The 12,889-nt window shown below is 59.5% G+C and carries 12 protein-coding genes; 2 read left to right on the top strand and 10 right to left on the bottom strand.

The genetic code is table 11. The features are described from left to right. The first annotated feature begins 158 nt into the window (after nucleotides 1-158). Nucleotides 159-2,135 carry a methyl-accepting chemotaxis protein gene (locus tag IF199_RS29185; protein ID WP_102620718.1) on the top strand — a complete coding sequence of 659 codons (1,977 nt, stop codon included), beginning with the start codon at nucleotides 159-161 and terminating at the stop codon, nucleotides 2,133-2,135. Nucleotides 2,136-2,149: 14 nt separating this feature from the next. On the opposite strand, the gene IF199_RS29180 is transcribed toward IF199_RS29185, so the two are convergent. The 8 genes from IF199_RS29180 to IF199_RS29145 form a co-directional block, all read right to left on the bottom strand. Beyond that, nucleotides 2,150-2,863 carry a phosphocholine cytidylyltransferase family protein gene (locus IF199_RS29180; RefSeq protein WP_192559284.1) on the bottom strand — a complete coding sequence of 238 codons (714 nt, stop codon included), beginning with the start codon at nucleotides 2,861-2,863 and terminating at the stop codon, nucleotides 2,150-2,152. Nucleotides 2,864-2,882: 19 nt separating this feature from the next. After that, nucleotides 2,883-3,479, bottom strand: coding sequence for a gamma-glutamyl-gamma-aminobutyrate hydrolase family protein (locus IF199_RS29175; protein ID WP_192559283.1), 597 nt, complete (start codon nucleotides 3,477-3,479; stop codon nucleotides 2,883-2,885). Further along, the gene (locus tag IF199_RS29170; RefSeq protein WP_102620721.1) at nucleotides 3,476-5,791 is read right to left on the bottom strand and encodes a PEP-utilizing enzyme; all 2,316 of its coding nucleotides are present in this window, start codon (nucleotides 5,789-5,791) and stop codon (nucleotides 3,476-3,478) included. The genes IF199_RS29175 and IF199_RS29170 overlap by 4 nt, the downstream gene beginning before the upstream one ends. Before the next feature lie 6 nt (nucleotides 5,792-5,797). Further along, entirely contained in the window at nucleotides 5,798-6,547 is a 750-nt protein-coding gene (locus tag IF199_RS29165; protein WP_096817321.1) for a class I SAM-dependent methyltransferase, read from the bottom strand. Further along, entirely contained in the window at nucleotides 6,544-7,092 is a 549-nt protein-coding gene (locus tag IF199_RS29160; protein WP_096817323.1) for an adenylyl-sulfate kinase, read from the bottom strand. Before IF199_RS29160 ends, IF199_RS29165 begins: the two co-directional genes overlap by 4 nt. Before the next feature lie 74 nt (nucleotides 7,093-7,166). Beyond that, complete coding sequence (locus IF199_RS29155; protein ID WP_244142421.1) at nucleotides 7,167-8,372, bottom strand: hypothetical protein; 1,206 nt, start codon at nucleotides 8,370-8,372, stop codon at nucleotides 7,167-7,169. A gap of 333 nt (nucleotides 8,373-8,705) precedes the next feature. Next, nucleotides 8,706-10,199: a YifB family Mg chelatase-like AAA ATPase gene (locus IF199_RS29150; RefSeq protein WP_192559282.1), complete on the bottom strand. Its 1,494-nt coding sequence runs from the start codon at nucleotides 10,197-10,199 to the stop codon at nucleotides 8,706-8,708. 382 nt (nucleotides 10,200-10,581) lie between these two features. Further along, entirely contained in the window at nucleotides 10,582-11,076 is a 495-nt protein-coding gene (locus tag IF199_RS29145) for a hypothetical protein (protein WP_244142420.1), read from the bottom strand. Between the two features lie 223 nt (nucleotides 11,077-11,299). Between IF199_RS29145 and IF199_RS29140 the strand changes: the two genes are divergently transcribed. Next, complete coding sequence (locus tag IF199_RS29140; RefSeq protein ID WP_192559281.1) at nucleotides 11,300-11,569, top strand: HigA family addiction module antitoxin; 270 nt, start codon at nucleotides 11,300-11,302, stop codon at nucleotides 11,567-11,569. Here IF199_RS29140 and IF199_RS29135 read toward each other — a convergent pair. Together IF199_RS29135 and IF199_RS29130 are read right to left on the bottom strand one after the other, a co-directional pair. Then, nucleotides 11,564-12,091, bottom strand: coding sequence for a BRO-N domain-containing protein (locus IF199_RS29135; RefSeq protein ID WP_192559280.1), 528 nt, complete (start codon nucleotides 12,089-12,091; stop codon nucleotides 11,564-11,566). The two genes, IF199_RS29140 and IF199_RS29135, sit on opposite strands and share 6 nt — an antisense overlap. 395 nt (nucleotides 12,092-12,486) lie before the next feature. Further along, nucleotides 12,487-12,747 (bottom strand): accessory factor UbiK family protein, encoded by a 261-nt coding sequence (locus IF199_RS29130; RefSeq protein ID WP_011336527.1) that lies wholly within the window; start codon nucleotides 12,745-12,747, stop codon nucleotides 12,487-12,489. Between the last annotated feature and the right edge of the window lie 142 nt (nucleotides 12,748-12,889).

Raw genomic sequence — 12,889 nt, 5'->3', positions numbered from 1 at the left:
GGCCTTCGGCCATAACCCCGCTGTGCACTCAAGTATTCGGCTTTACCGCCGAATACGTGCAAGTGGGACCGTCGTGCCGGTTCCAGGCTTCACCCCCATTATTAGAATTTTCCGAGCCGCGATCAGGGAGGATCCGCAGACTCGGCCAGGAGCTGTCCATGTCTCAACCTCGCGCCCGGATCGCCTCGCAGCTGGGCCTCGCGCTCGCCGTGATACTGGCGGTTGTCATCAGTGGCAGTACGGTGTTCGCCCTGCGTTCGCTGGACACCGCCAACCTCGCCACACGTGAAGAACACCTGGCCAGCGAGGCACGTCTGCTCGCCGACCAGTTGAGCACCTTCCACGGCACGCTGCGTGAAAGCACCCAGCGCCTGAGCGGGTTGTTCGAGAAGCGCTTCAGCGCGGGCCTGAGCATTCACCCGAGCGAGCCGGTCAGTGTGGCGGGCACCCAGACCCCGGGCCTGCACCTGGGCAGCGAAGTGTTGAACAACAACTTCAAGGAAGTCGACGAGTTCAAGCAGATGACGGCGGGCGTTGCCACGCTGTTCGTGCGCAGCGGCGAAGACTTCGTGCGGGTCAGCACCTCGCTGACCAAACAGGATGGCACCCGCGCCATCGGCACCTTGCTCGATCACGCTCACCCGGCTTATGCGAAGTTGATGGCGGGGCAGGGCTACGTCGGCCGTGCGCTGCTGTTTGATCGCTCCTACATGACTCAGTACACCCCGGTGCGTGACAGCAGCGGCAAGGTGATCGCGGTGTTGTTCGTCGGCTTCGATTACACCGACGCGCAAAACGCCCAGTTCGATAACCTCAAGCGTTTCCGCATCGGCCAGAGTGGCTCCCTGGCGCTGCTGGACGAACAGAATAAATGGCTGGTTGCGCCAGCGGGCGTGCAGGCGCCGGATCAAGCGGTACCGGTGGTCAACGGTCTGGCGAAGACGCCGGGCAAGGGCCGGTTCTGGAGCGACAAGTCCGAAGACTTCTACAGCATCGCCGTACCGTTCGAGGGTGGACCGTGGTCGGTGGTGGCGAGCATGCCGAAATCCGAGATCCGCGAAGTGACCTGGAGCGTTGGCATCCAGTTGGCCATCGGCAGCCTGCTGGCGATGCTGATTGCGGTCGGTTCGGCGGTGTGGCTGCTGCGCAGCAAACTGCAACCACTGGGTGATCTGGTGCGTCAGGCGGAAGCCCTGGGTGCCGGCGATCTGAGCGTGCGGCTGAACGTGTCGAGCAACGATGAAATCGGTCAGTTGGCCCGTGCCTTCAACCAGATGAGCCAGGCGCTGTCGACCATGGTCGAGCACATCCGCCGCGCTTCGGAAGAGGTCAACAGCCGTGCGCAGGCGCTGTCCGGTTTGTCCGGGGGCGCGTATGAAGGCATGGAGCAGCAGTCCGGCGAGATCACCAGCATGGCGGGTGCGGTTGAAGAGTTCTCCGCCACCTCGCTGAACATTGCCGACAACATGGGCAACACTCAGCGTCTGGCCCAGGAAAATGCCCAGCAGACCCAGATCGGTCGCAGCTCGATGGAAGAAGCGTCGTCCTCGCTGGAACAGATTGCCGGCGCGCTGAACACCACCGCAACTGTAATCAACACGCTCGGTCAGCGCTCCCAGGAAATCGGCGGCATCGTCAGCGTGATCACCTCGATTGCCGAACAGACCAACCTGCTGGCACTCAACGCTGCGATTGAAGCGGCCCGTGCCGGTGAACAGGGTCGCGGCTTTGCTGTGGTGGCTGACGAAGTCCGCAATCTGGCGTCGCGCACGCGTCAGGCGACGGACGAAATCTCCGGGATGATCCACAGCATCCAGCAGGAAACCGGCAACGCCATCAGCACCATGGAGCAGGGCAACGTGCTGATGCAGGAAGGCCTGTCGCGCAATGCCAACGTCGCGTCGGCGCTGGCGCGGATCGATGAGCAGAGTCGTTCGGCGGGTCAGCAGTTCGCGGCGATCACCACCGCGACTCAGGAGCAGAGCAGCACCGCGACGTTGTTGAGCAGCAATCTGCAGAGCATCGCGATGGCCAACAGCGAGCAGCGCGAGGTGGTGTCGAACCTGGCCATTACGGCGAAGGAGCTGGAAAGCCTGGCGGCCGACCTGCGCCAAGAGGTCGACCGCTTCCGCTGAGAGGGCGTACCCGCTTACTGGTACGCGGAGAGGTCTTCGCTGGAGTCGACCTCTCCCCATTCACCCGTGTAGGCAACGGCTTCGACGGGAACCTGGCCAGCATCGATGACGCGCTGCAGCGTGTTGGTCATGTGCATCTTGTCGCGTTGTTCCGGGGGCAGTTCGGCTCGTAGCCGAACGACCTCTGCCCAGCCCTCGGGGGTGAAGCGCAGCAGTCCCATGTATTGGCCCTGAACTTCGTCCACCGATTGCGGCTTGTTGCCGATTTCCGCCAGCGTACCGGCGTCGGTCAGGCGGAACGTTTCGGCATCCAGCAACGGGTCGCCGAAACGTTGCGTCCACAGTTCCAGCCAGTTGGGGTCATAGGTCACCGCCAGTGATGCCGTGTTGGCCATCAACGACTGAACGGCCGCCGGGCTGTAGAAAATATCGGAATAACTCACGAGGCACGGCTGCCCCTGCAGCCACGATTCGGCGCAGGCCAGTGACGACACCATGTTGGTGTCAGCCCAGCGCGGGTTGTGAAACTCGATCAGGCCACGGTCGGCCAGCAACTCACGCTTATAGCCGGTGACCACGGCGATTTCACTGATGCCGGCCGCGCGCAGGGACTCCAGCTGCCATTCGAGCAGGGGTTTGCCCCGCAACTCGACCAGGCACTTGGGCCGCTCATCCGTGAGGCTTTTCATGCGACTGCCACGTCCGGCAGCCAGAATAATGGCTTTCACAACACGTCTATCCCGTGGGTTATTGAGAGGAGTGGGGTTCGCCGAACAACTGCCGGATTCGCTGAAGATCGTGGGAGGCAAAATCCGCTTCGCGCTCCGGATGCCACATCCAGCCTTCCCACGGCAGCTGAAGGTGGCGGATGGCTTCGATTTCCCCGTCTTCGCTGCGGGCCATGACTTCAAACCCCTGCGGGCAACTGGCAAGAGCGAGGCCGTGATAGCTGTTCACTTCGGCGACGATCCGGCCGGACAACTGATGCCGGGTTCGCACATGACCGGTGACCGGTTTCAGCTCGCCGCCGGACCAGTGCGCCAGCATCTGCATGCCGCGACAAATGCCCAGCACTGGCAACTGACGCGCGCGCGCGTGATCCAGTAACTCGCTTTCGGTACGGTCGCGGGCCGGGCACTGACCGATGTCATTGCCCCCCGACAGCACAATGGCGTGTGGCGCGACAGCCGCCAGCCAGTGATCGAGCGGCAAACCGTTGGGCACTGGCACCGGGACAAAACCGGCTGCCAGAAGGAAACCGATCAGTCGCTGATCCAGCGCATCACGGGTTTCTCCGCGTTCCGGATGACTGTCCACTCGCTGACTGACGGCGACAACCTTCATGTCATCATCTCCACCCGGCGGCCCGGGCAATCCAGGTGCAGGAAATCTGCGGTTGACCAGCGCCGGTAAAGCACTTCCCCCGCACCAATGACGGCCGGCAAGCCCAGCTCGCCGGCACGGATCGCCATGTGCGAATTGGCACCGCCCCACGCTGTGATCAATCCGGCAATCGGGTAGGCGAACAGCCAGTCGAACCCCGGATCCGCGTTGGGAATGCAGACGATCGCCCCGGCGAGTTTGTCCCGGTCGTCGCACAGCACCACCGGTGCGGTCACGCGTTTCTGGGTGATGAAATTGGGCGCCGTTTCCGGCCACTCGAAACTCCAGACATCTTCCGGTCGGGTGATCACCGGCGGCAGGGAGACCTTGAGCGTCTCGGCATAGCGCGCCTTGCCCTGTTCGATGCTGCGCAGCAGCACCTCTTTCGGATCCGCTGCCGCCACGTGCAATTCGGTGAAGGCGCGGATATCGCAATAGGCCAGGTCTTCGCGACCGATGCCGTGCTCGGCACCGACTTGCGCAATCAACGCCAGCGCGTCGGAGAGATTGCGGGTGAAGTGAAACTTGGCCAGTTCCCGCAGTTCGATACCGTTTTGCAGGAAGTCCAGCAAACCGACCGGATCGGGCTGCAAGCCATGGGCTTCGAGCAGTTTCACGATCTCGCGCATCTGTGGCAGCGTCAGCGAAAACGGTTGAAGCGGTTCCGGAGCGGCTGGACGTTGAGTCCAGTCGAAATAAAGCTCCGGCGCTTCATCGTAGCGGGGTGAAAGGATGTCGTAGGTGCCCGGTCGCAGATGCCCGTAACGCGCCAGGAAAGTCGTCTTGTCGAGCGTCGCCCGGTCGCGTGCCAATTGCCCGCTGACGGTGGAAACACCGGCCATGAACGCATCGTAGTCTGCCTGCGAAAACACGCCCACGGACACCAGCGACCTGAGCATCTGCACGGCGACGAAGCCGGCGCGCGCCAGACCGGCGAAGGGCAGGGTGCCGTAGCGTTTCGCATCTTCCAGCAGCCAGTAAATGCGCTCCAGCGGATCGGCATCGGAAGCCAGCAACTCATCGCGGCGGGCATTGAGCACATCGAGTTTGTTGGCATCGCTGCGCCACAGACCGTCCTTGGGGTGGACGATACGGTTGGTCAGCTTGCGCAGGCTGGTGCTGATCGCGTCCAGCTCGTGGGGCTGGAAGCCTGCATCGGCGAGGCGTTCCAGTTGTTGCGACAGATCCAGGGTGTAGCACGAGAACACGATCTCGAACTCCACCTTGTCGTGGAGTGTCGGTTCCGCCAGCAACCGATCGATGTAGTAGTCGACCAGCCGCCCGGCCAGATCTTCATCAAGGTCTGCCGGAATGAAGGAGTTGAACGACAAGCGCACATCGATATAGGGCAGGCCGAAAAAATGCGGCATCAGCGGAAAGCTGCGCAAGTTGCGGTAGCCGTAGTTGTGACGCTGATAGGCCCAGATGGAGTCGGTCACCAGGTCCCGGTACAGCGAGAGTGCCAACGGTTTGGGCCGGATACCGATGATCTCGGCCGGGTTCCAGTCAGGCATCACGCCATAGACCGTGCGCTGGCCGATCAGGAATGGATGTGGCCGCATGCCGCGCGCCACTTTGCGCTGAATGCTTTCCAGGCGGGCCGACTGCTCTGCATCGGATTCCGGACGGGAAGGCAGAATCAGCGGCCGGGCCTGTAACAGCCAGAGCACTTCGCCTTCGGTTTCACGGGTGACTGCAAACTCGCAGTCGACAGGCCCGCCACCGAACAGCTCCAGCAACTCTTCGAGCAAGCCGACCACAGGCGCGAGCGCTGCGGGCGCTGAAACCTTACTGTGGGCCGCCTGCTGCCAGAGCCGACCGCCCATGCCACCGGTCACCGAGGCCGTGTCGCTGCCTTCCGACCAGTTCACCACCCGATACGGCGCGCAGGTGTTGGGGTCGTGGGAAAACGCCACGCCGGAGCGCAGCACATTCCCCAGCATGGGCTGGACCAGGATCTCGTCCGACGGATACACCTCGCCATAACTGGCGATGACCTGTTCAACCGCCGAGGCCAGCCCTGTGTCATCGACATCCGGGATCGACAGGAAGGCGCCCGCGAAGGACGCCTGGGCGCTGTCCTCGCGTCCGCAGCTGGAACGCACGATCCAGGGAGCGGCAGGTAGCCGCCCCCGGATAGCCTGGACACAGGCTTGCCGATCCCGTTGCCAGTCCGCCACGGTGAATGCCAGCAGCGGCGCAATGCGGGCCGACGCGAGTCGTCCTTGCAGGCTGGACAGCGTGCCGGCCTTGGTAGAGAAATGCAGGGCCATCAGGCGTTATCTCAGCTGAGCGACCCAAATGTTCGTCGAGTACGGAATCTGGATCGAAGGCGTCTTCAGGCCTTTCAGGTAATCGTCGATGGCGCTGATCACTTCGTGGAAGTTTGCACCGGCCTGACGCTCCAGCGTGGCGTGGGAGCGCCAGGCTTCCAGGCATTCTTCGATGCTCTGCTCGTGAATGACACGGGCGTCCAGGTGTACGACCGGGCCGAACAGTTCGCTGGCGTCGATCACGGCCGTCTGGTCTTCGCGACGGGTGCCGTAGCCATAACCCGGTACGCGCTCCTTGATGATGGCTTCGATCCGGGCCTGGATCGGGTCTTCGAGATTGCGGTGGTTCCACATGCAGGCGAACCAGCCACGAGGCTTGAGAATGCGCGCGGTTTCTTTCAGGGCCTGCTGGCGGTCGCAGACGTTGAACGAGCTGCCGAAGGTGACCATGTCGAACGCCTGGGTCGCCTGACCGGTCACTTCGCCGGTGCCTTCGTGCCATTTGACATTGGCCAGCTCGGCGGTGCGCTTGATGCCGTTGGCGCGCATCGCATCGTTGGGCTCCACGGCGGTGACGTCCAGGCCACGAGCGGCCAGCATCAGCGTCAGGTGGGCAACGCCAGCACCCACGTCGCAGAACTTGTCACCCTGTTCGGCACCTGCGATCGAGAGCATCGCGTCGATGGCGGCATCGGCGTAGTCAGGACGCTTCAGATAGGCGTCGGCCAGGGTGGTGTAATCCCATTCGGTTTTCATACCAGATTCCTTGTATAAATTTTATTGAGTAAATCGTCTGCCAGGCTTTGCCCGGAGCGCAGGGGGTCGAATTCAACCAGCCAGTCCGCCGCTTGCGGTTCATCAATGGGCAGGTCAAGTCCGGCAACGTTGTTCAGTTCACCGGCATGAAACCGACGGTAGATGCCCTTGGGATCCCGGCGGCTGAGTTCCTCTACCGGTACTTTCAGGTAAACCTCGAAATAACCGGGCAGATGGGCGCGGTTCCACGCATGAACTTCACGAAACAGCGAGATCGTCGCGATCACCACGGTGTGGCCTTGCGCCGCGATCATTCTGCAGAGATGGGCGTATTGCATGGCCAGCGCGAGTCGACCTTCACGGCCATGGTTCTGCGAGTTGGCGGCGGTGGCGCCGAACACCTCGCGCAATTCATCGCCATCGAGCATCACAACCGATTGGCCATCGCTACGCAGACGGGCAACGAGCTCACCGGCCAGCGTTGATTTGCCGGCGCCGGAAAGGCCCGTAATCCATATCACCTGCGCGCGAGGGTCACATTTCATAGCATTCTGACCAGTGTTCCGTGTGGGTAAATGGCGTTGAACCTTGCTGCAGGTTCAACGCGCTTTATCTGTGTTCAGTCACGTTCTTTGATATTGCCAAAGGAGTCGATGGTTAACTGGCAGAACATCGAATCATGCTTGTTTTCGATCAAGTCATGAAACACATCCTGCGGCAACGGCAAGTTGCGGTACTGCGTTTCGTAGAACTTCTTGTATATAAAGTAATTGTCGTCGGGGGACATCAGGCTGAAGCCCAGTGCCAACTCTTTTAGTTCGTCGCCGTTTTTCGCAATGGGCAGCAGGTTATTCATCTGTTGCAGCCAGGCGTCGACAATCGGATTGCATTCATCGGAGGTCGGAACGTAATAGATTGGCAACTTGCACGAGTTGAGCATGAACGAAACACCACCGGTCGAGGCGTCGGTAATGATGGTGTCGCACTGCTGGTAGAAAACCGTGCTGCTGGTGCCTGGCTCGTCTATGGTGATCCAGTCATACACAGAGAGCTGTTTGCACAGGTCCTTCAGGGTTGGATGCTCGAGGTCGGCCATGTACGGACGCAGGATGAACCGGGCATGTGCAATCTGTGACCTGACGGCATTGATCACGGTTTGCAGGTTTTCGTACAGCGATGCGCCACTTGGGCAAATGCCCAATTGGGTCGGCAACAGCCCGACAACGTAGTCCCCCGACGCCTTGTTCGACACCGGAGCGGACTCGAAGAATCGGGGGACCTTGATTGGCAACGTCGCGACCGGACTTGTCTTGCGCATGTCGGTGCGCAATGCAATGCCATCGGCAATCAGGGATTTCAGGGCTTTTCTGTCGGGTCTGTAGCGTTGCAGGCCGGTTTTGATCAGGTCAAAACCTGATCGGGATGAAGCAATGACCACGTCCCAATAGGACGTCAGTTCGGCGTAGTAATACTTGTCCTTGGTCGGCATTCCGATATTGCCGTGGGTCATGAAGATGCCAAAGTTCGAATCGTCGAGCAGGCGGCCAACCCAGGCGTCGTTTGAAATGACGATTTGTGATTCCAGGTTCGAAATCTCTTCTACACCTACCTGCTGAACCGGGTAGTCGAGGATCTCTTCTGCCTCTTGCCGGCTCAGCCCCGTCTTGTCTGTTTGCAGGACGATGCAGTTGTAGGTGTTGCGTAGGGCATTGAGCGCAGGGATCAGGTATTCGAGGTATGTTTTGCCGCCACGGGTGACATTGCTGATCAGATAGACGTTTTTCATTATTGACTGGTACTTATAAAATTTGCCGTGGCAAAACAAAGTTGGATCAGCTAGGTGCGCGTGGACAATTAATTGATTGATATTGTCTTGGCGCGTTCGCCATTGAAATCTGTCATCGGCAGTTGTTTTAAGTCTGCCGTATCATGACGATTTTAATTGATCAAGTATATTGCGCCCGGTGGGCTGAAGAGATCTTTTCCATGATGTGCCGCCTCCATTTTATATTGCTTTAAAGTTTGAGCTTTTAACTAAAGGCTCTGGTGCCTGATGAAGAGCGCCGTCGTTATATCACATCTTGGCTAATGGCTATCAGCGTGCGCGGACTTTATTTTCAGCCGGCACAGACCACTTGCAAACAGCCTGTCCATCCCGTCATTGCGTCGCTGGGCGATACTGAAGCGCTTCGGCCAGATGTTCGCGGGAGATGGCATCAACCTTCTCTATATCGGCCAGTGTCCGTGCAACCTTGAGCAACCGATGCGCCGAACGCAGTGAAAGTGTCAGCCGTTCGCATGCAGACTCCAGCCAGTGTTCATCGGTTGTGGATAACTTGCAGTGTCTGCGCAACCCCGGCAGATCCAGAAATGCATTGGCGCAGCCTTGACGCTTTTGCTGTAGCTCCCGGGCTTCGGCGACCTGAATCGCTGCACTGGCACTGTCCTCGCCTGGTTTGATTGCCGGGTTCAATGCAGTGGCTTCCCTTGCAACGGTCAGGTGCAGGTCGATCCGGTCGAGCAACGGCCCCGACAGCTTGTTGCGATAACGCTGCACCATGTCCGGGGTGCACGAGCAACGCCCCGTTGGCTCGCCAAGATATCCACAAGGGCACGGGTTCATCGCCGCGACCAGTTGAAAACGTGCGGGGAAGCGCACGCGATCCTTTGCGCGCGCGATGACGATATGCCCGGACTCCAGGGGTTCGCGCAGAACCTCCAGTACCTTGCGATCAAACTCAGGGAGTTCGTCGAGAAACAGCACGCCGTGGTGGGCGAGGGTGATTTCGCCGGGCTGAGGTTTTGAGCTACCCCCGACCAGTGCCGGTCCGGAGGCCGAATGGTGAGGTTGGCGAAAGGGCCGTTGCGGCCAATGGGTGAGCGGGGCGCCACTGGCGACAGACTGAATCGCTGCAACTTCCAGCGCCTCACTCTCGGCCAGAGGCGGAAGCAACCCCGGCAATCGACTGGCCAGCAACGTCTTGCCCGTTCCCGGTGGCCCGCTGAGCAGCAGGTTATGCGCACCCGCCGCCGCTATCAGCAGCGCCCGCTTGGCGGCCAGTTGACCCTGAACTTCATTCAGGTCGGGATAGGGTCTGGTGGCATGGATCAACCCGTCCGAAACATAAGGTTCGATCGGCGTATGCCCATTGAAATGCGCCACCGCCTCCAGCAGATGATCCACCGCGATCACCTTCAGCCCTGATGCCAGGCACGCTTCTTCGGCATTCGCCCGCGGAACCATCAGCGTCCGCCCGGCCTTGCGCGCCGCCAGTGCCGCCGGCAATACCCCGCGCACCGCCCGCACCGCGCCGGACAACGCCAGTTCACCCAGGCATTCCACGTCATCCAGCGTCAGCGTCGGCACCTGCACACTCGCCGACAGGATCCCCAGCGCAATCGCCAGATCGAACCGCCCACCATCCTTGGGCAAATCCGCCGGGGCCAGATTCAGCGTGATCCGCCGCGCCGGAAACTGCAGCCCGGAATTGATGATCGCACTGCGCACCCGATCCTTGCTCTCCTTAACTGCTGCTTCGGGCAGGCCAACCATGGTCAACGAGGGCAAGCCGTTGGCCAGGTGGACTTCGACGGTGACGGCGGGAGCATCCACGCCAATCTGGGCGCGACTGTGGACGATGGCGAGGGACATGGTCATTCCTTGGGTTGAATCGGGGGCCGCTTCCTGCGGGTTTTTGAAGGGTAGTTGAGCCGGGTTTCAGTGTATGAATTGAGGTTTACAAGACGTATCAAGACCTGACGGCAGTGTCACTGCTTCCCTGAATTGGAGCGTTGACTCTCGGCCGGCATTGACGGATCATCCCGTTCGAGGACTGCAACTGCGCATTCGTCGGGACTGAGCACCAGCAAAAGCTCCCCCGCATTTTTGGCAGCAGAGAAAGCTGGTTTCTCTGAAGTAGTGACGACGGGATAGCCTGTCGGATTCTGAACCCATGGCTTTAAAACCGGGAGCTAAAGAATCGCTGCGACTACTCCTCAAAAAATATTTAAAAGGCGTCCTTCGGACGCCTTTTTTATTTCTGGTTGGATGATGCTCGTGGTATTTGTCCCACCAACGTGCCATGTGCGCGCTTTTGCGCGTACCAAGTCACCACGAAGTAACCAAATCCTGTGGCGCGCTCGTGTCGCGGTTCAAGAATCAGTGTTCCCATGGATGTTCTCAGTACCGCGACCCTGTTTCCACATCGCTGTTCTTTGAACTCGCAATAGATTTGCGCTCCTGGGACGATCATTTTCGCAACAATCGCTGCTACCCCATCGACAGTCTGGCAACCATGCTTGAGCAAATCGGCTCTGTGCGCTTCCCATATGTGTACTACGCCAAAACCACTATTCGCTCGGCGGTGAATACCTATTCGCAAATAAATCTTCCCACCTGGCAAGCCGAATTTTGGCATGTCGGGGATCGCACCAAAGATGTAACTGCCATCTGGGTGCTGAACTAGCGTGTTTTCTTTTTGTGTGAGCAAATCAGACAAGAGGGAGTCCAGAACCAGAATGTCTGGCAATCAATGTGATCCTTCTGAAACTCGACGTGTTGGATCGATCAGCGTAGGTGATGGCTACGAGCGTAACTACAAGTAAAAAATCACGTAATCGGGCGCGGGAGCTGATTCTTGTAGGGCCATGCTTTATTGGTTGTAGGACGTCGGCGAAACGTTGGCGGAGGTCTTGAGTAGCCGAATTGGATGCTCCAGTTTTGCCGATCAATGCAGCCTCTGGAGGCGAAAAATGGAACGCAATGGTATGCGCCCGATTCATCCGGGCGAGGTGCTGAATAAGGAATTCATGGAGCCGTTGGGCATGACGGTCATGGCCTTGGCCATGCCCACGAACTGGCCTGAAACCGAGATCGAGAAGCTTGTGAAATGCCAGCTCAGGATCTGCGCCGATCTGGCAATCAGACTGGCAATCCACCTCAACACCACGCCTGAGTTCTGGATGAATCTTCAGTCGACTTACGATTTACGCAGGGCCCAGCTCCGGCATGCGGACCTATAGCGATTGCAGCATCCGCGAAGCCCTTTTCCACCAAGTGGCCGGCACTGGGTGTTTTCGCTTTTCCCGCTCTACCACCATCTGCGGCACATCCTGCAACCGAATCCACGGCTGGTTATTCCAGTGCAGCAAACTCAACGACATCTCGGGCCAATTCAGCAGGCTTAGCTGTGGGCGTTCGCTTGTCGTGGGGTGCTGGGCGTCGCGCAGGGTGGGGATGACTTGATGGGTGAGCCATTCGCGCAGGGCACGGTATTCGGGGCAGTAGTGGTAGACAAGGAGGGCATAGATGCCGGATTCGCTGATCAGGAGGGTGTTTTCGATCTGGTTGTGGATCAGGGTTTTGCGGGTTTGGTATTGGTCAGGGTCGAGTTTTCGCAGCATGCGTTCGTTGAGGTAAATGTGTAGCAGGCGGCCCAGATCGCGGGCAGAGAACCAGGGTTGGTTCTGGATGAGCAGGGCGTGGAGGGGGAGTTTGTGGCGGGTGAAAACCTGAGGAGTGAGATACGTATCTTCGTTATTCATTGAACAGCTCCTTTTGCTTTAGGGCTGCCCTCAATTGTCGCCAAACAATTGGGTGGCAGTCGTACGCGGGTTGGCGAACCGGAGCAAAAGGAACCCGGCAGACCCGAAGGTCTCCCACGCACAACCGCCATGACTCGATGTGGCGGTAAACATAGCCGCCATCATGGTTGTCGTGCGCCTTAAGCTTTCCGGGTCGCCAAACCCAGTGCTGAACATTCAGCATTGGGTGAGCTTAGGAATCAGGGCTTCACGACGCAATCGGACGGCGGGGTTGCAAGCTGTAGGATTCTGCCGAGATTCGGCAGCGAATCCTGAATGGCGGGAAGGTCGTTCCGACCTTCATTCGCGGGCAAGCCCGCTCCCACAAGGAGCCGCATTCACAAAGAAACGAGGTGTTACTCAGCCGGCGGCGTCAACTTCGCTTCCAGCTCAGCCACCTTCGCCTCAAGGCTCTCAAGCCGGGCGCGAGTCCGGGCCAGCACCACCATCTGACTATCAAACTCTTCCCGGCTCACCAGATCCAGTTTGCTGAAGGCACTTTGCAGCAGCATCTTGAACTGGCTTTCGATTTCGGCTTTTGGCAATGGCGTGTCGCCGCTGAACAGGCGGGAGGCGGTGCCGCTCAGGGCGTCGAGGAAGTCTTTGGGCGCGAGCATGGGATATGTCCTGGAAACAATGGCCGGCAGTGTATCACGCAGTGTCTATAGTCATTTGCGTTGGCCGGGATGCACGCTTTTCGCGCAAAAGGACGAACGGCTGCGCACCGTTGTTGTGCGTATCCCGTGTGCCATTTCGGTG

Origin of the sequence: Pseudomonas allokribbensis (assembly GCF_014863605.1) — a bacterium.
Classification (GTDB): domain Bacteria; phylum Pseudomonadota; class Gammaproteobacteria; order Pseudomonadales; family Pseudomonadaceae; genus Aquipseudomonas; species Aquipseudomonas allokribbensis.
The sequence above is the reverse complement of the archived record's forward strand: the minus strand, read 5'-3'. Positions and strand labels throughout refer to the sequence as shown.

What these genes read in the sequence shown, in the direction of transcription:
- IF199_RS29160 (WP_096817323.1), bottom strand. Translation starts at nt 7,092, where the DNA reads ATGAAATGTGACCCTCGCGCGCAGGTGATATGGATTACGGGCCTTTCC.
- IF199_RS29185 (WP_102620718.1), top strand. Translation starts at nt 159, where the DNA reads ATGTCTCAACCTCGCGCCCGGATCGCCTCGCAGCTGGGCCTCGCGCTC.
- IF199_RS29150 (WP_192559282.1), bottom strand. Translation starts at nt 10,199, where the DNA reads ATGTCCCTCGCCATCGTCCACAGTCGCGCCCAGATTGGCGTGGATGCT.
- IF199_RS29170 (WP_102620721.1), bottom strand. Translation starts at nt 5,791, where the DNA reads ATGGCCCTGCATTTCTCTACCAAGGCCGGCACGCTGTCCAGCCTGCAA.
- IF199_RS29175 (WP_192559283.1), bottom strand. Translation starts at nt 3,479, where the DNA reads ATGAAGGTTGTCGCCGTCAGTCAGCGAGTGGACAGTCATCCGGAACGC.
- IF199_RS29140 (WP_192559281.1), top strand. Translation starts at nt 11,300, where the DNA reads ATGGAACGCAATGGTATGCGCCCGATTCATCCGGGCGAGGTGCTGAAT.
- IF199_RS29165 (WP_096817321.1), bottom strand. Translation starts at nt 6,547, where the DNA reads ATGAAAACCGAATGGGATTACACCACCCTGGCCGACGCCTATCTGAAG.
- IF199_RS29135 (WP_192559280.1), bottom strand. Translation starts at nt 12,091, where the DNA reads ATGAATAACGAAGATACGTATCTCACTCCTCAGGTTTTCACCCGCCAC.
- IF199_RS29130 (WP_011336527.1), bottom strand. Translation starts at nt 12,747, where the DNA reads ATGCTCGCGCCCAAAGACTTCCTCGACGCCCTGAGCGGCACCGCCTCC.